A 16,932-nucleotide genomic window follows, 5' to 3' on the forward strand; every position below is an offset into this window, starting at 1 on the left:
AGGCCGTCGTGCGAACCGTGATCAATCTTGACGACGACGCCTGCGTCGAGGTGATGGAGCTGCTCGGCGTGCGGACCAAGACCGATGCGGTCAACGCCGCGCTGCGCGACGTGCTGCGCCGGCGGCGGTTGCAGACGCTGCTGGCGGAGACCGCGGACATACCCGTCATCGCCGATCCTGAGGAGCACTATCGCGCCGCAGGCCGGTGACCGGTGGCGGCGATCCGATACCCGTTCCCGATCTACCTGGTGGACACCTCGGTCTGGGCGCGGCGCACCCTGCCGCCGGTGGCCGATTCCCTGGCCGAGCTGACCCGCTCCGGCGAGCTGGGCACGTGTGCGCTGCTCGTGGCCGAGGTCTGCTACAGCGCACGCAACGCCGACGAGTACCGGCGCCTGCGCGAGCTGCTCGACGCGACGATCATGCTCAACGGCGACGACGTGGTCGAGGAGAAGGCGCTGGCCGCGCAGGCCGCGCTGGCGTCGTCCGGGCAGCACCGCACCTCCGTGGTGGACCTGTTCGTGGCCGCTGTGGCGGCCGCCCACGACGCGGTGGTCCTGCACTACGACAGCGACTACGAACGCATCTGCGACGCGGTGGGCGCCCGCGCCCGCTGGGTGGTGCCCCGCGGCTCGGTCGCCTGAGCCGCCGCCTGCGAAGATCGCCGTTTCGTGTCGAAACCTGGGCTCTCACCCGAGGTTGTGACACGAAACGGCGATCTTCGCGCGCGCCTCGCGAGGCCGCGCTCAGCGGAAGGTGCGGCCCGTCACGGCGCTGGAGACTCCGGCGCGGTCCAGGTACGGGGTGATGCCGCCCAGGTGGAACGGCCAGCCCGCGCCCAGGATCATGCACAGGTCGATGTCGGCGGCCTCGGCCACCACGCCCTCGTCCAGCATGAGCCGGATCTCCTGCGCCAGCGCGGCGAGCGCCTTCCCGCGCACCTCCTCCGCGGTCAGCGGGGCGTCGCCCTGCACGAGCAGCGCCTCGACCTCGGGGTTGAGCCGCTCGTCGACCAGCAGCGGCAGGCCCGACTTGGCGATCGCTGCCAGGTTCGGGCTGGCCGAGAAGCGGTCCGGGAACGCCTCGTGCAGCGTGCCGCCGACGTGCGCGGCGACGGCCGGGCCGACCAGGGAGAGCAGCGCCATCGGCCGCATCGGCAGGCCCAGCGGGTCCAGTGCGCGGTCGGCGGTCTTGATCGGGGTGCCCGCGTCCACGGCGCTCCAGATCTCGCCCAGGAAGCGCGTGAGGATCCGGTTGACCACGAACGCCGGCGCGTCCTTGACCAGCACGCAGCTCTTCTTCAGCTGCCTGCCGACCGCGAACGCGGTGGCCAGCGTGGCGTCGTCGGTGGCGGCGCCGCGCACGATCTCCAGCAGCGGCATCATGGCGACCGGGTTGAAGAAGTGGAAGCCCACCACCCGCTCCGGGTGCGCCAGGTCGGCGGCCATCGCGGTGACCGACAGCGAGGAGGTGTTGGTGGCCAGCACCGCCTCCGGCTTGACGATCTGCTCCAGCTCGGCCCAGACCTTCTTCTTGACCGACAGCTCCTCGAACACGGCCTCGATGACGAAGTCGGCGTCGGCGAAGACGGACTTGTCGACCGAGCCGCTGACCAGGCCGCGCAGCTTGGCCGCGGTGCCCGTGGACATGCGGCCCTTCGCGACCGCCTTGTCGATCTCGGCGTGCACGTACCCGACGCCCTTGTCCACCCGGGCCTGGTCGAGGTCGGTCAGCACGACCGGGACCTCCAGGCGCTTGGCGAACAGCAGCGCGAGCTGCGAGGCCATCAGGCCCGCGCCGACGATGCCGACCTTGGTGACCTTGCGGGCCAGGCTCTTGTCCGGCGCGCCGGCCGGGCGCTTGGCCCGCCGCTGCACCAGGTCGAAGGCGTAGAGGCCGCTGTGCAGTTCCGGGGTGACCGCGAGGTCGGCCAGGGCCTGGATCTCGGTCTCGATGCCCTCGGCGGTGACCCCGTTCTTGGCCAGGGTCAGCAGGTCGAGCGCCTTCGAGGCGGCCGGGACCGCGCCGTGCAGGCGCTTGTCCAGCTCGGTGCGGGCGAAGCCGACCACGGCGTCCCACATCTCCGAGCGGTCCACCTCGGGCCGGTTCACGGTGACGGTGCCGTTGACGACGCCCGCGGCCCACTCCAGCGAGCGCTCCAGGAAGTCGGCGGGCTCCAGCAGCGCGTCCGCGATGCCCATCTCGAAGGCCTGCTTGGGCTTGAGCATCTTGTTCATCATCAGCGGGTTCTGCACCACGACCTGGGCCGCGGGCACGATGCCGACGATGTTCGGCAGCAGCTGCGAGCCGCCCCAGCCGGGGATCAGGCCCAGCGACACCTCGGGCAGCGCCAGCGCCGCCGCGCCCTGCGACAGGGTGCGGTAGTGGCAGTGCAGCGCCACCTCCAGGCCACCGCCCATGGCCGCGCCGTTGACGAACGCGAACGTCGGCACGCTGCTCTCGCGCAGCTTCGCGAAGGTGGCGTGGCCCAGCCGTCCGATCTGGACGACCTGCTCGCGCGAGGTCATCGCGGCGAAGCCGGTCAGGTCCGCGCCGACGCAGAAGATGTACGGCTTGCCGGTGACCGCGATGAACGACGGCGACGCGGCCTGCGCCTCGTCGATCGCCTGCGAGAGCGAGGTCAGGCCCTCCCGGCCGAAGGTGTTCGGCTTGGTGTGGTCCAGGCCGTTGTCCAGCGTGATCAGCGCGGCCGGCCTGTCCAGCCCCGGTACGGCGATCAGCCGCAGCTTGGCGTGAGTGACGATCTCGCTCACTTGTCGCCCTCCCAGTTCGGGTTCTCCCAGATGACGGTCCCGCCCATGCCGATGCCGATGCACATGGCGGTCAGGCCGTAGCGCACCTCGGGGTGCTCGGCGAAGTGGCGCGACAGCTGCGTCATCAGCCGTACGCCGGAGGAGGCCAGCGGGTGGCCCACGGCGATCGCGCCGCCCCACGGGTTGACCCGCGGGTCGTCGTCGGCGATGCCGAAGTGGTCCAGGAACGCCAGCACCTGCACCGCGAACGCCTCGTTCAGCTCGAACAGGCCGATGTCGTCGATGGTCAGCCCGGCCAGGCGCAGCGCGCGCTCGGTGGACGGGATCGGGCCGACGCCCATCACCTCGGGCTCGACGCCGACGAAGCCGTACGACACCAGGCGCATGCCGATGGGCAGGCCCAGCTCGCGGGCCACGTCCTCGGCGGCGAGCAGGCAGCTCGTGGCGCCGTCGTTCAGGCCGGCCGCGTTGCCCGCGGTGACCTTGCCGTGCGGGCGGAACGGGGTCTTCAGGCTGGCGAGCTTCTCCATGCTGGTCTCGCGCGGCGCCTCGTCGGTGGTGGCCAGGCCCCAGCCGGTCTCCGGGTCGCGGGTGGCGACGGTGACCAGGTCGCCCTGCAGCTTGCCGGCGGCGTACGCGGCGGCGGTCTTGCGCTGGCTGGCCAGGCCGAACGCGTCGGCCCGCTCCTTGGTCAGCTGCGGGAGCCGGTCGTGCAGGTTCTCCGCGGTGGCGCCCATGACCAGCGCCGACGGGTCGACGATCTTCTCGGCGAGGAAGCGCGGGTTGGGGTCGACGCCCTCGCCCATCGGGTGGCGGCCCATGTGCTCGACGCCGCCCGCGATCGCGACGTCGTACGCCCCGACGGCGATGCCGGAGGCGACCGTGGTGACCGCCGTCATCGCGCCCGCGCACATCCGGTCGATCGCGTAGCCGGGCACCGTCTTGGGCAGGCCCGCCAGCAGCGCGGCGGTGCGGCCGATGGTCAGGCCCTGGTCGCCGATCTGGGTGGTGGCCGCGATGGCCACCTCGTCGACGCGCTCCGGCGGCAGCTGCGGGTTGCGGCGCAGCAGCTCGCGGATGCAGCGGACGACGAGATCGTCGGCGCGGGTGTTCGCGTAGATGCCTCCGTTCGCCTTGCCGAACGGGGTGCGCACGCCGTCGACGAAGACGACGTCGCGTACTTGACGGGGCACGGTCTGCCTCCTTGCAGTTAGGGAGCTGATCCGGATGCTACTCGTGAGTAACTAGATCAGTGAAGAGACCGGCTGTGGCTTGACTCACAAGCCCGTGTTGCCCCTGTGTAGAAGACCGACACACGTGATCCCCATCCGGCGGTCGCAGCGCAACGGCTCGACCACGGCGCACCGTGACCGCGTCGATCCGGCTGCCGCTCGTCGGCGCGGAGGCACAGACCAGCGCAGCGATCGACTTCGACCCGGCAGGGGTCCGGCTCAGGAGCCGTCGCCGGGCGTCTGCTCAGCCTCCTCGTCCGTCTCCTCCGCCGGGGGCGGGGCGATCAGCGCCTGAGCCAGCTCGGCCGCGAGCAGCCCGCACTGCCAGGGTCGGGCGCCGAAGCCGCGGAGCACCTCGGTGACCGTGTCGGCGTCCGGCTCCACCGGCGGCTCCCAGGCCAGTCGGCGTACGAAGTCGGGGGTGATCAGGTTCTCCGGGGGCAGGTGGTGCTCCTCGGCGGTCCTGGTCACCACCTCCTTGCAGCGGGCCAGGCGCGCGGCCGCCTCCGGGTCCTTGTCCGCCCAGCGGTGCGGCGGGGGCGGGCCGTCGAACTGCGGCGTCGTCGGCAGCGCGTCGTCGGGCAGGCCGCGCGCGTCCTCCAGCGCCTCCAGCCAGGTCGCCGCGAGCCGGCGCACCGAGCGCCCGCCGAAGCCGGGCAGCAGCAGCAGCTCGCGCTCGGTCTTCGGGTTCATCTCGGCCGCCGCGACGATCGCCGCGTCGGGCAGCACCCGGCCGGGCGCCGTGTCCCGGCGCACCGCGATGGCGTCCCGGGCGTACCACAGCGACCGCACCCGGGCCTGGGCGCGCGCGCCGCGCACCCGGTGCATGCCGGAGGTGCGCCGCCACGGGTCGGTGCGCTGCCGGGGCGGCCGGGCGCCCCCGGAGACCAGCGCGGCGAACTCCTCGGCGGCCCACTCGGACTTGCCCTGCCGGGCCAGCTCCACGTCGAGCGCGTCGCGCAGCTCCACGAGCAGCTCCACGTCGAGCGCGGCGTAGGTCAGCCAGTCGTGCGGCAGCGGCCGGGTCGACCAGTCGGCTGCCGAATGATGCTTCTCCAGGGTGCGGCCGAGTAGCTGTTCGGTCAGCGCGGCGAGCCCGACCCGCTCGAAGTCGGCCAGCCGGGCGGCCAATTCCGTATCGAAGAGACGGCGTGGTCTCAGCCCCACCTCGGCCAGGCACGGCAGGTCCTGGCTGGCCGCGTGGAGCACCCACTCGGTGTCGGCCAGTGCATCGTCCAAAGCCGACAGGTCGGGCAGCGGCACGGGGTCGATCAGGGCCGTGCCGGCCCCCTTGCGGCGCAGCTGGACCAGGTATGCGCGCTGGCTGTAGCGGAAGCCGGAGGCCCGTTCGGCGTCCACCGCGACCGGGCCGGTGCCCGCGGCGAAACGGGCCACCACCTCGGCGAGCCCGGCAGGTGTGTCGACCGGGGCAGGGGTGCCGTCGGCCGGCTCGGTCAGCAGCCTCGGTCCCGCGCCGTTCGTCGTCCCGTCCGGCGCCACCTCGCCCGTCGGCGTGCGGTGGCGGGTCCGACGGCGCAGGGGTGCGTCCTCGTCGGTCATGGTCACACCGTACGGCCAGGCACCCGGGGTTGGCGGCAGCACCCCGGTATGGCGCGTCGGTGGAGGTTTCATACAGGCCCGCAAACAGGGATGTTGGGATTCGCCGTCACCGAGTATGTTGTGCCAGCCGCTCGGACCTGGGCGGTGCCACGGGGAGGAAACGCCATGACCACGGGTCCCGAACCCGCCATGCCCGCCGCCGGACCGGCCGTGCCCGCCGCCGTGCCCGCGGTGCCGCAGGCTCCACCGGCCGCCGCGGTGATCCCGCAGCAGGCGGTGCCCGGACCCTTCCCGCCCGCGCCCGGCCCGATGGCGGGCCCGTTCCCGCCCGCCGCCCCGCAGCCCTGGCCGCACCCGCAGGCGGTCCCGCCGCACGCGGTCCCGCCGCACCCGCAGGCGGCCCCAGCGCACCCGCAGGCCCTCCCGCCACACCTGGCGGCGCACGCCGCGCCGCCGTACCCGGTGCCGCCGCACGCCATGCTGCCCGCCGGTCACCTCCCGCCGGGCCAGCCGCCGGCCGCGCGTCCCGGGCTGCTGCGCCGCCTGGTGCGGCCCGGCGCGCTGATCGCCGCCCTGCTGGCCGTCCTGGTCGGGCTGGTCGCCTGGCAGACCGTGCGCATCGAGCAGCTCGGCGGGGCGCTGGAGCGGGCGGACGACCGGCTGAGCAGGCTGCAGCAGGAGGACAAGGGCCGCCTCGACGCGGCCGAGTCGCGGCTCGGCGAGCTGGAGAAGGAGGTCGGCGGCGCGTTCAATGTGGAGAAGGTCGCCGCGGCCGTGCTGCCCAGCGTGTTCCGGGTCGAGGCGGGCCGCTCCATCGGCACCGCGTTCGCGGTCGGGCCGCAGGCCGCCGACGGCGGCACCAACCTCTTCACCAACTACCACGTGGTCGAGGAGGTCTGGAAGAAGGGCGGCCGGACCGCCGAGATCACCCGCGCCGGGCAGCGCTTCAACGTCAAGATCGTCCGCGTCGACAAGGTCCGCGACGTGGCCCACCTGCACACCACGGCGAAGTTCAAGGGGCTGACCGTGGCCGCGGTCGCGGCCAAGCCCGGCCAGCAGGTCATCGCCGTCGGCGCGCCGCTGGGCCTGACCGACACCGTGACCAGCGGCGTCATCAGCGCCATCCGGGAGACCGGCTACGAGGAGGGCCCGATGGTGCAGTTCGACGCCGCCATCAACCCCGGCAACTCGGGCGGCCCGGTCATCAACGGCCAGCAGGAGGTCGTCGGGATCGCCGTCGCCGGATACCTCGAAGCCGAGGGCCTCGGGCTCGCCATCCCGATCGCCGACGCCTGCAAGAGCATCGACATCTGCTGACCGGAACCCCTTTCCGGCTCGGCAAGCACCACGCACCACCATCACGGAGGAAGAGAGACATGACCCACCCCGCGTCCCCGCCCGACGAGGCGACCGCGCCGGTGCCCGCCGCCGCGCCGCAGCCCGCCGCCGCGGAGACCGCAGCACTGCCCGTCGCGGCCCCGGCCGTGACCGCGCCCCAGGCCGCCGCTCCGGCTGCCCAGCCCGTCGCCGCCCAGCCCGTTCCGGCGCAGGCCGTGCCCGCGCAGGCGGCACCCACCGCGGCGTACCCGGTCGCGCCGCAGCAGGCGTACCCCGCCGCGCCGCAGCAGGCGTACCCGGCGGCGGCCCAGCCCGCGGCCTACCCGGCCGGCTACGCCCCGGTCCCGGCGCAGCCGGAGGGCTACCCGGTGTCGGCGGTGCCGGTGTCGGCGTACCCGACCTCGGGCTACCCCGGCTACCCGGGTTACCCGGCCGCGGTGGCCGCGCCGCCGAAGAAGTCGAAGGCGACCCTGCTGCTGGCGATCGCCACCGGCCTGCTGGTGCTCGCCACCGGCGTGATGACCACGCTGTTCGTGCTGAAGTCCGGTGAGCTGAGCGACACCAAGGCCACGCTGACCCAGCAGGTCGCCGACCGCGACAAGACCATCGCGAACAAGGAGAGCGAGCTCTCCACGCAGAAGAACGTGCTCGACAGCACCAGGGACGACCTGGAGAAGTCCAAGCAGGACCTCGAGGGCGTGCAGAACGAGAACAAGGCCATGACCGGCTGCCTCGACAAGCTCGACGCGTTCTTCGCCTCCCCGAGCGAGTCCAAGCTCAAGGCCATGGACAAGGCCTGCAAGGCCTATCTCTGATCTCCCCACATCACTGAAGCTCCCGTCAGGCCGTCAGCGCGGCCAGGCGGGAGCTTCGGTCATGCGGAGACGGTCAGCGGTGGTCGCCGCGCCGCAGGGGGAGGGCCGAGACGCCGACCGGCGGCAGGCCCGCGGTGGAGGCCAGCAGGGCGCACCAGGCCGCGACGTGGCCCTCCAGGTGCAGGTCCAGCGGCGTCCAGGAGGCGCGCAGCTCCAGGTCGGTGGTGGGCGGCCCGTCGGCGGCCAGCGCGCCGAAGCGGCTGGAGATGGTCTGGGTCACCGTGCCGCCGATCGCGGCGTAGCCGGAGCTGTGCGCGTCGAGCGCGTCCACCAGCCAGCTCCAGCCCACCTGGGGCAGCAGCGGGTCGGTCGCCAGCTCGGGCTCCAGCTCCGCGGTGACGTACGTGACGAGCCGGGTGTCGCCCTCCCACGCCTCGTGGCCCGCCGGGTCGTGCAGCAGGATGAGCCGCCCGGTGGTGACCTCCTCGCCCCGGCGGAGCACGGTCGCGCCGAGGGCGAACGCGTACGGGGCGAGCCGGCTCGGCGCGGGCACCTCCTCCAGCGCGATCTCGTCCCGGGCCTGGGCGGCACGCAGCGCGGCGACGGCGCGCGTGAACGTCTCGGGGAGTACGGTCGTCAGCGCCATAGCCGTACCCTAGGGGGCGCCGGGACCGTTGTCCCGCTACGGCGCGCCGACAGCTCACATCCGTGCGACCCGTTCGGCGAGCGTTTTCCGCCCGGTGGCACGATGGCCTGGATGAGCAGCGCAGAGCAGACCAGTCCCGGGAGCCGCCCGACGGCGGGCTCCACCTTCGTCCGAGCGTGCCGCGGCGAGCCGGTCACGCACACGCCGGTGTGGTTCATGCGGCAGGCGGGGCGCTCCCTGCCGGAGTACCGCGAGCTGCGTGCGGGCGTACGCATGCTGGAGTCGTGCCGCCGCCCCGACCTGGTCACCGAGATCACCCTGCAGCCGGTGCGCCGCCACGGCGTGGACGCGGCGATCTTCTTCAGCGACATCATGGTGCCGCTCGACGCCGCCGGGGTCGACCTGGACATCGTGGCCGGCACCGGCCCCGTCGTCGCCGAGCCGGTCCGTACCATGGCCGACCTCGACCGGGTCCGCCCGCTCGACCCGGCCGCCGTGTCCTACGTGGACGAGGCGGTGCGGCTGCTGACCGCCGAGCTGGGGGAGACCCCGCTGATCGGCTTCGCGGGCGCGCCGTTCACGCTGGCCAGCTACCTGGTCGAGGGCGGCCCGTCGCGCAACCACACCCAGACCAAGGCGCTGATGTACGGCGACCCGGAGCTGTGGCACGCGCTGCTGGCCCGCCTGGCCGACATCACGCTGACCTTCCTCAAGGTGCAGATCGCCGCCGGGGTGAGCGCGGTGCAGCTGTTCGACTCCTGGGTCGGCGCGCTCTCCGAGGCCGACTACCGCGAGTACGTGCTGCCCCACTCGCGCGCCGTGCTGGAGGGCCTGACGGATGCGGGCGTGCCGCGCATCCACTTCGGGGTGGGCACCGCGCTGCTGCTGCCGGCCATGGCCCAGGCGGGCGCGGACGTGGTCGGCGTCGACTGGCGCACCCCGCTTGACCAGGCCGCCAAGCTGGTGCCCGGCCACCCGGTGCAGGGCAACCTCGACCCCGCGGTGCTGTTCGCGCCGTGGGAGGTCGTCGAGCGCGAGGTGCGCCGCATCCTGGCCGAGGGCCGCACCGCGCCCGGCCACGTGTTCAACCTCGGCCACGGCGTGCTCCCGGAGACCGACCCCACCGTGCTCACGCGCGTCGTCGAGCTGGTCCACGAGCTCAGCGCCCGATGACCGCGCACACCGTCGTCGTCGGGGGCGGGATCGCGGGCCTGGCTGCGGCGCTGCGCCTGTCGGCGGCGGGCCACCGGGTGACCGTGGTGGAGCAGTACGACCGCCTCGGCGGCAAGATCAGCACCCGGCCGGACGGGGTCGACACCGGGGCCGAGCAGTTCCTGATGCGCGACCCGGCGGGCGGCCCCAGCGGCGCGATGCGCCTGGTCGAGTCGCTGGGCCTGGCCGAGCGCCTGGTGCACCCCGTGGCGGGTGGCGCCGGTTTGTGGGTACGCGGCGCGCTGCGCCCGATGCCCACCGGCCACGTGATGGGCGTGCCCGGCCCGCAGACCACGCTCGACGGCGTGGCGGCGACGGCCGACCGGGACACCGACCGGGGCGCCCCTGTGCTGGCCCCGGGCGAGGACCGGGCGGTCGGCGCGGTGGTCCGAGAGCGCCTCGGCGACGAGGTCGTCGACCACCTCGTCGACCCGCTGCTCGGCGGCGTGTACGCGGGCAGCGCCGACGGCCTCTCCCTGGCCGCGACCATGCCCGCCCTGCACCGGGCGCTCGGCGAGCAGCACACCCTGCGTGAGGCGGTGGCCCGCACCACGGCCGCCAGCCGCGCCCACGGCTCCGGCGCCCCCGTCTTCGGCACCCTGCGCGGCGGCCTGAGCACGCTGATCGACGCCGCCGCCGCCGAACTGCGCGCCCGCGGCGCCGAGATCCGCACCGGCCTGCCCGTCCGCCGCCTCGAACGCGACGGCGCCGGCTGGGCCGTGTACGTCGGCGCGGCCGCCCCCGACGCCCCCACGAGCGCCCGCGGCCCCCGCCTGACCTGCGACGACGTCGTGCTGGCCGTCCCCGCCCGCCCCGCCTCCCGGCTGCTGCAGCCGGTCGCACCCGACGCCGCCGAGCTCGTCGGCACGCTCGACTACGCCAGCATCGGCCTGGTCACCCTGGAGCTGACCGGCGTCGAGCTGCCCACGCTGAGCGGCTTCCTGGTGCCCGCCGACCAGGGCCTGACCATCAAAGCCGCCACCTTCTTCAGTACCAAGTGGGCCCACCACGCCCGCCCCGGCGGCGTGCTGCTGCGCGCCAGCGTCGGCCGCCACGGCGAGCAGGCCGCGCTCCAGCGCCCGGACGCGGAGCTGGTGCAGGCCGCGCTCGCCGACCTCGGCACCGTGCTGGGCACGACGCTGCCCGCGCCCACGGCCGCCTCCGTCACCCGCTGGGGCGGGGGACTGCCCCAGTACGCCCCCGGTCACGTCGACCGGGTCGCCGCCGCGCGTGACCTGCTGAGCGGGCTCCCTCTCGCCCTGGCCGGCGCGGCGTTCGACGGCGTCGGCATCCCCGCCTGCGTCAACTCGGCCGAGCAGGCCGCCGTCCGGATTCTGGAAGGATCAGAGCAATGAGCGAGCAGGAACAGAGCAACGCCGCCCGGCTGCGCGAGCTGAACGACACCATCCGGTACACGATGTGGTCGGTGTTCCGCGCCAAGGCCCCGATGCCGTCGATCCGGTCCGAGGCGGCGAGCGAGGTCGAAGGGCTGTTCCAGCAGCTCGCCGAGAAGGACGTGACGATCCGCGGCGTGTACGACGTGGCCGGCCTGCGCGCCGACGCCGACGTGATGATCTGGTGGCACTCGTCCTCGGCCGACGCGCTGCAGGACGCGTACGGCCTGTTCCGGCGCACCGCGTTCGGCAAGTGCCTGACGCCGGTCTGGTCGCAGGCGGCCCTGCACCGCCCCGCCGAGTTCAACAAGAGCCACATCCCGGCGTTCCTGGCCGGCGAGGAGGCCCGCCGCTACGTCTGCGTCTACCCGTTCGTGCGCTCGTACGAGTGGTACCTGCTGCCCGACGCCGAGCGCCGCGAGATGCTCGCCGAGCACGGCAAGATGGCCCGCGGCTACCCCGACGTCCGCGCCAACACGGTCGCCTCGTTCGCCCTGGGCGACTACGAGTGGATGCTCGCCTTCGAGGCCGACGAGCTGCACCGCATCGTCGACCTGATGCGCGACCTGCGCGCCTCGACGGCCCGCCGCCACGTGCGCGAGGAGGTGCCGTTCTACACCGGCCGCCGCCGCTCGGTCGAGGAGATCGTCTCCTCCCTCCCGTAGGAACGCTCCCACGGCAAGGGCCGCGAGAAATCGAACGCAAACTGTAGGGCATCCCGTGCAACTGATTTGCACGATCGTGCCCTACACTTGCGTACCATGACGCGCAGACTCGCCGAAGTGGCGAAGTACGTGGGAGTGAGCACGGCCACCGTGAGCCGCGTGCTCAACGGCCGGCCCGGCATCTCCGAGGCCACCCGCACGGCCGTGCTCACCGCCCTGGACGTGCTCGGCTACGAGCGCCCGACGAAGCTGCGCGGCGAACGTGCACGTCTGGTCGGCCTCGTGCTGCCCGAGCTGCAGAACCCGATCTTCCCCGCCTTCGCCGAGGTCGTCGCGGGCGCACTGGCCAAGCGCGGCTTCACCCCCGTCCTGTGCACCCGCACCGCCGACGGCGTGGCCGAGTCCGACTACGTCGACATGCTCCTGGAGCAGCAGGTCTCCGGCGTCATCTTCGCCGGCGGCAACTACGCCCAGGCCGACGCCGAGCACGAGCACTACCGCCGCCTCCTCGACCGCGGCCTGCCCGCCATACTGGTCAACGCCGGCATCGAGGACCTCGGCTTCCCCCGCGTCTCCGCCGACGACGCCGTAGCCACCGAACAGGCCTACAACCACCTGGCCTCCCTCGGCCACGACCGCGTCGGCCTCATCCTCGGCCCCCCCGACCACATGCCCTCCCAGCGCAAGCGCCAGGCCTTCCCCGGCCCCGACGACCTCGTCGAGCGCACCATCTTCTCCATGGAGGGCGGCCACGCCGCGGCGGCAAGGCTCATCGGCCGAGGCGTGACCGGCATCATCTGCGCCAGCGACGTCCTCGCCCTAGGCGCCGTCCGCGGCGCCCGCCGCCTCGGCCTCACCGTCCCCGGCGACATCTCCCTCGTCGGCTACGACGACTCAGCGGTGATGACCTGCACCGACCCACCCCTCACCACCGTCCGCCAGCCCATCGAAGCCATGGGCCAGGCCGCCGTAGCCCTCCTGGTCAGCGAAATCGCCGGCAACGTAGTCCCCGCCGACGAACTCCTCTTCGAAACCGAACTCGTAGTCCGCGGCTCCACCGCCGCCGTAACCCCCACGGCCCCCCGCGTCCCCGCCCAGGCCCGCACCGCCGACTGACCCCACCCCTCCGCCCGCCCCGCCCCCTTGATCGTCCAACTTGCCAGGCAAGTGGGCAAAAGCGCGCGCAAGATACCCCCAAGTGCCAGGCAAGTCAGACGATCATGCGGCCGCGCCGGACCCCCGACGCACCGCCGACCAGCTACACGCACCGCGTACCAACACAGGCCCTGTCGCCGCCAGCGACGGGGCCTGTCCCATTCCCCGGGCCCGCGCCTTCACGAGGCCCGGTTTGTCCGTTTCAGCGGACGATGATCGCCACTTCGTGTCCAACCCTAAGGCCAGACCCCACTTCCCGACACGAACTCGCGATCAAGACAGCACCGCCCCACCACCAGCGCCCCAGCCGCGCTGAAACGTTGCGTAAACGCACCCGCGAACCCCACCCCCACCGTCCTCGGCGCCGCCCTTCACCCCCCACGCCACCGCAACTGACGGCAGAACGCCACCTTCCCACCACTGACCTGCACGTTCATGACTTCCGTGCACCCACTCCGCAACAACCAACCGCAAAGACACGACAGCATGCCGAGATGATTGCGAAACCATCTCGACACATCCCCCGTGAGCCCCGCCACACACATCCCTTGCAGCACAGACACCACCCCGCCACACGACAACGTCCCGTCGAAATTTTGCGTAACTATCTTGATACCTTGCGGCAATGAGTCGCCATCGCTACAGTGACTTCACGTAAGCCTGACCTTGGAAAATGCGAGGCAGGTCACACGGAAGCCAGCGCAACAAAACGACGCCGCCGCGGACACCTCTCGCCGCGGTTCACGTAGATCAAGATTCCTGTTCCCGAAGGGATGGACAGATGTCCGTACCGCACTTCCGGAGGGTCGCCGCGATCGCGCTCGCGGCCGGCCTGGGACTGGGCCTCGCGGCCTGCTCCACCAAGGGCGATGACGAGGCTGACGCCGCCGGCAAGACCATCATCACGGTGGACTGCATGCCGGTCGGCGCGCAGAAGAACCTGCTGCAGGCCTGGAACGACGACGTCAAGGCGTTCGAGGCGGCCAACCCCGACATCAAGATCAAGAGCGTGTCGGTCGGCACCCAGTGCGCCAACCCGCCGGACTTCACCGCCCGCCTCAACGGCGGCTCGATGACCGACGTGTTCTACGGCTACATGACCGACGTGCAGCAGGTCATCGACTCCGGCCAGGCGATGGACATCACCGCCTACGCCAACAAGGACAACATCCCCACCTGGGACGACGTCCTGGCGGACGCCAAGAACACGTTCACCAAGGACGGCAAGGTCTGGGGCATCCCGACCAAGAACTACTCGATGGGCCTGGTCTACAACAAGACGCTGTTCGCCAAGGCCGGCCTGGACCCGAAGAGCCCGCCGAAGACGTGGGCCGAGGTCCGCGACGCCGCCAAGAAGATCGCGGCGCTCGGTGACGGCGTCGCCGGCTACGGCGAGTACAGCTCGGGCAACACCGGCGGCTGGCACTTCACCGCCGAGCTGTTCTCCCAGGGCGGCACCCCGGTGTCGGCCGACGGCAAGAAGGCCGACTTCAACAACGACATGGGCAAGAAGGTTCTGCAGAACCTCAAGGACATGCGCTACGCCGACAACAGCATGGGCTCGCGCCAGCTGCTCGGCTGGGGCGACCTGCTGACGCTGGCCGGTGCCGGCAAGGTCGGCATGTTCGTGGGCGCGCCGGACGCGACCACCGCGATCGTGACCCAGTTCCAGGGCAAGTACGAGGACTGGGCGATGGGCCCGATGCCCGGCCAGGACGGCCCGGCCAAGGGCACGCTGGGCGGCGGTGAGGGCTACTTCTTCAAGGCGGGCCTCTCCGAGGACCAGATCAAGGCCGGTCTGAAGTGGCTGGCGTTCGAGAAGCTCACCCCGGGCAAGGGCCAGTTCGACTACGTCCGCGCCAAGGGCCTGGGCGAGCAGGTGGGTCTCCCGCAGCCGCAGCTGTTCACCCCGGGCAGCGCGTCGCAGAAGGCCGAGTTCGACCTGCGTAAGGCGAACGGCAACATCGCGCCGGAGGACTTCGCCGCCTTCGAGAACAACCCGGTCCCGATCAAGTTCGAGCCGGCCAACGCGCAGGGCATCTACGCGATCCTCGACAGCGCCATGTCGGCGATCCTGACCAACCCGAACGCGAACGTCGACGCAGAGCTGAAGAAGGCCGAGGAGAAGGTCAACCAGCTCCTCGCGCAGGCCGCCAAGTAATCAGACGGCGGGGGGCCGGCCCGGCGCCGGCCCCCCGCCCTCCGCGCGGACCTGACCTCACCCTTTCCCTCGGGAGTGAAGACATGGCGATCGCCACCGTTCCGGGCACCGGCATCGACGTCGGCAGCCAAGCGCCCCAGCCGCCCGCGGATCCACGCCGGGCCCGGCGCAACCGCCGTATCAAGGACAATCTGACCGGATACGGGTTCCTGGCCGGCGCGGTCATCTGCTTCGCCTTCTTCTCCTGGTACCCGATGATCCGCGGCGTCGTGATGAGCTTCCAGCGGACCCGGCGTGGTGAGACCACGTGGGTGGGCTGGGACAACTACGACCGCATCATCAACGACCCGAGCTTCTGGATCGCCTGGAAGAACACCCTCTACTTCACGGTGCTGGCGCTGATCCTCGGCTACGCGGTCCCCTTCTTCCTGGCGGTGCTGCTCAACGAGTTCCGGCACGCCAAGGGTTACCTGCGCGTGCTGGTCTACCTGCCGGTGATGCTGCCGCCCGCGTCGGCGCTGTTCCTGTTCAAGTACCTGGCGTACGACCCGAGCGACGCGGGCCTGTTCAACGCGATGCTGAAGGCGGTGGGCCTGCCCACCTCGCAGTGGATGCAGTCGGCCGACATGACGATGCCGGCCATGGTGCTCGCCTCGACCTGGATGAACATGGGCGGCGCGATCCTCATCTACCTCGCCGCGCTGCAGAACATCCCCGGCGAGCTGTACGAGGCGGCCGAGCTGGACGGCGCGGGCATCTGGCGGCGGATCACCAACGTGACCATCCCGCAGACCCGGCTGATCCTGTCGCTGATGGCGATGCTCCAGGTCGTCGCGACGATGCAGCTGTTCATCGAGCCGCTGATCCTGGCCAACGGCGCCGGTACGCAGGACTCGGCCACCTCGGTCGTGTACCTCATCTACCAGCACGGCTTCTTCCAGAACGACCTCAACGGCGCGGCGGCGCTGGGCGTGATCATGCTCGTGGCGCTGATCGGCTTCTCCGCCGTGTACGCCCGGCTGAACGCGAAACAGGACTAGGGGACGAGTCATGGCGCAGATTTCCGAGACCCGGTCACTGATCTCCTTCGCGCAGGTCTCCCGGGGCCGCGGCAAGGCGATCTACTGGAGCCTGCTCATCACCGTGCTGATCGTCTTCACGCTGGTCTTCATCGGCCCGCTGTACTGGATGGTCACCGGCGCGCTGAAGTCCAGCCCGGAGCTGGCGCAGACGCCGCCGACGCTGTGGCCGAGCGACCCGCAGCCGGCGAACTACTCCGACGCGTGGGAGCGGCTGGCCCTGGCCAAGCTGCTGTTCAACACGGTCTACTACGCGCTGGGCGCGCTGGCGTTCCAGCTGGTGCTGGACACGGCGGCGGCGTACGCGCTGTCCAAGCTGCGGCCCCGGTTCGGCAACATCGTGCTGGGCGCGATGCTGGCCACGCTGATGATCCCCGCGATGGTGCTGATCATCCCGCAGTACGTGACCGTGATCGACATGCCGATCCTGGACATCAGCCTGATCGACTCGCCGTTCGCGATCTGGCTGCCCGCGGTCGCCAACGCGTTCAACATCTTCCTGCTGAAGCGGTTCTTCGACTCGATCCCCGAGGATCTGATGTCGGCGGCGACGATGGACGGCGCGGGGTCGATGCGCATCCTGTGGTCGATCATCCTGCCGATCTCACGGCCGATCCTGGGCGTGGTGTCCATCTTCGCGGTGACCGCGGTCTGGAAGGACTTCCTCTGGCCGGCGCTGGTCATGCCCTCACCAGAGACGCGCACCATCAGCGTCGGCATCTACGCCTTCTCCGGCGGCACGCCGCAGAACGTGGTCGTCGCGGCAGCGGTGATCGCCGCGATCCCGACGATCATCTTCTTCCTGATCTTCCAGCGGAGCATCATGTCCGGCCTCACCGCCGGCGGCCTCAAGGAGTAGCCGGGCCGCCCGGTCCGCTCCGCCCGTTCCATCTCCAGTTTC

At 71.8% G+C, this 16,932-nt stretch carries 15 protein-coding genes; 11 read left to right on the forward strand and 4 right to left on the reverse strand.

Translation table 11 applies throughout. The annotated features are described in order from the left end of the window. Positions 1-8: 8 nt before the first annotated feature. Together Cba03nite_RS05050 and Cba03nite_RS05055 are read left to right on the forward strand one after the other, a co-directional pair. Complete coding sequence (locus Cba03nite_RS05050; protein ID WP_203742399.1) at positions 9-209, forward strand: type II toxin-antitoxin system VapB family antitoxin; 201 nt, start codon at positions 9-11, stop codon at positions 207-209. A gap of 3 nt (positions 210-212) precedes the next feature. Then, complete coding sequence (locus Cba03nite_RS05055; protein ID WP_203742407.1) at positions 213-644, forward strand: PIN domain-containing protein; 432 nt, start codon at positions 213-215, stop codon at positions 642-644. A gap of 102 nt (positions 645-746) precedes the next feature. On the opposite strand, the gene Cba03nite_RS05060 is transcribed toward Cba03nite_RS05055, so the two are convergent. The 3 genes from Cba03nite_RS05060 to Cba03nite_RS05070 form a co-directional block, all read right to left on the reverse strand. Next, positions 747-2,774: a 3-hydroxyacyl-CoA dehydrogenase NAD-binding domain-containing protein gene (locus tag Cba03nite_RS05060; protein ID WP_203742410.1), complete on the reverse strand. Its 2,028-nt coding sequence runs from the start codon at positions 2,772-2,774 to the stop codon at positions 747-749. Continuing rightward, positions 2,771-3,967 carry a thiolase family protein gene (locus Cba03nite_RS05065; RefSeq protein WP_203742414.1) on the reverse strand — a complete coding sequence of 399 codons (1,197 nt, stop codon included), beginning with the start codon at positions 3,965-3,967 and terminating at the stop codon, positions 2,771-2,773. The genes Cba03nite_RS05060 and Cba03nite_RS05065 overlap by 4 nt, the downstream gene beginning before the upstream one ends. A 258-nt stretch (positions 3,968-4,225) precedes the next feature. Next, the gene (locus Cba03nite_RS05070) at positions 4,226-5,566 is read right to left on the reverse strand and encodes a ribonuclease D (RefSeq protein ID WP_203742416.1); all 1,341 of its coding nucleotides are present in this window, start codon (positions 5,564-5,566) and stop codon (positions 4,226-4,228) included. Between the two features lie 165 nt (positions 5,567-5,731). Between Cba03nite_RS05070 and Cba03nite_RS05075 the strand changes: the two genes are divergently transcribed. Both Cba03nite_RS05075 and Cba03nite_RS05080 read left to right on the forward strand, forming a co-directional pair. Beyond that, positions 5,732-6,883, forward strand: coding sequence for a S1C family serine protease (locus Cba03nite_RS05075; protein WP_239125479.1), 1,152 nt, complete (start codon positions 5,732-5,734; stop codon positions 6,881-6,883). Positions 6,884-6,942: 59 nt separating this feature from the next. Further along, complete coding sequence (locus tag Cba03nite_RS05080) at positions 6,943-7,719, forward strand: hypothetical protein (RefSeq protein WP_203742420.1); 777 nt, start codon at positions 6,943-6,945, stop codon at positions 7,717-7,719. A 73-nt stretch (positions 7,720-7,792) separates the two neighbouring features. Here the strand turns inward: Cba03nite_RS05080 and Cba03nite_RS05085 are convergent, their stop codons facing one another. Then, on the reverse strand, positions 7,793-8,365 hold the full coding sequence (locus Cba03nite_RS05085; protein WP_203742422.1) for a DUF3000 domain-containing protein: 573 nt from the start codon (positions 8,363-8,365) through the stop codon (positions 7,793-7,795). A 102-nt stretch (positions 8,366-8,467) separates the two neighbouring features. Here Cba03nite_RS05085 and hemE point away from each other — a divergent pair, with 102 nt between their 5' ends. The 7 genes from hemE (at position 8,468) to Cba03nite_RS05120 (ending at position 16,890) form a co-directional block, all read left to right on the forward strand. Continuing rightward, positions 8,468-9,538, forward strand: coding sequence for a uroporphyrinogen decarboxylase (hemE, locus tag Cba03nite_RS05090; RefSeq protein ID WP_203742424.1), 1,071 nt, complete (start codon positions 8,468-8,470; stop codon positions 9,536-9,538). Next, positions 9,535-10,932, forward strand: a complete 1,398-nt coding sequence (hemG, locus tag Cba03nite_RS05095; RefSeq protein WP_203742432.1) for a protoporphyrinogen oxidase — start codon at positions 9,535-9,537, stop codon at positions 10,930-10,932. The genes hemE and hemG overlap by 4 nt, the downstream gene beginning before the upstream one ends. Further along, on the forward strand, positions 10,929-11,636 hold the full coding sequence (hemQ, locus tag Cba03nite_RS05100; protein ID WP_203742434.1) for a hydrogen peroxide-dependent heme synthase: 708 nt from the start codon (positions 10,929-10,931) through the stop codon (positions 11,634-11,636). The genes hemG and hemQ overlap by 4 nt, the downstream gene beginning before the upstream one ends. A 96-nt stretch (positions 11,637-11,732) precedes the next feature. Then, a complete protein-coding gene (locus Cba03nite_RS05105; protein ID WP_203742436.1) occupies positions 11,733-12,752 on the forward strand; it encodes a LacI family DNA-binding transcriptional regulator in 1,020 nt (339 codons plus the stop codon). Between the two features lie 820 nt (positions 12,753-13,572). Further along, the gene (locus Cba03nite_RS05110) at positions 13,573-14,952 is read left to right on the forward strand and encodes an ABC transporter substrate-binding protein (RefSeq protein WP_203742443.1); all 1,380 of its coding nucleotides are present in this window, start codon (positions 13,573-13,575) and stop codon (positions 14,950-14,952) included. Between the two features lie 83 nt (positions 14,953-15,035). Further along, positions 15,036-15,992, forward strand: coding sequence for a carbohydrate ABC transporter permease (locus Cba03nite_RS05115; protein WP_203742445.1), 957 nt, complete (start codon positions 15,036-15,038; stop codon positions 15,990-15,992). 10 nt (positions 15,993-16,002) lie between these two features. Further along, positions 16,003-16,890 (forward strand): carbohydrate ABC transporter permease, encoded by an 888-nt coding sequence (locus tag Cba03nite_RS05120; protein WP_203742447.1) that lies wholly within the window; start codon positions 16,003-16,005, stop codon positions 16,888-16,890. Positions 16,891-16,932: the final 42 nt, after the last annotated feature.

Origin of the sequence: Catellatospora bangladeshensis, assembly GCF_016862575.1 — a bacterium.
Classification (GTDB): domain Bacteria; phylum Actinomycetota; class Actinomycetes; order Mycobacteriales; family Micromonosporaceae; genus Catellatospora; species Catellatospora bangladeshensis.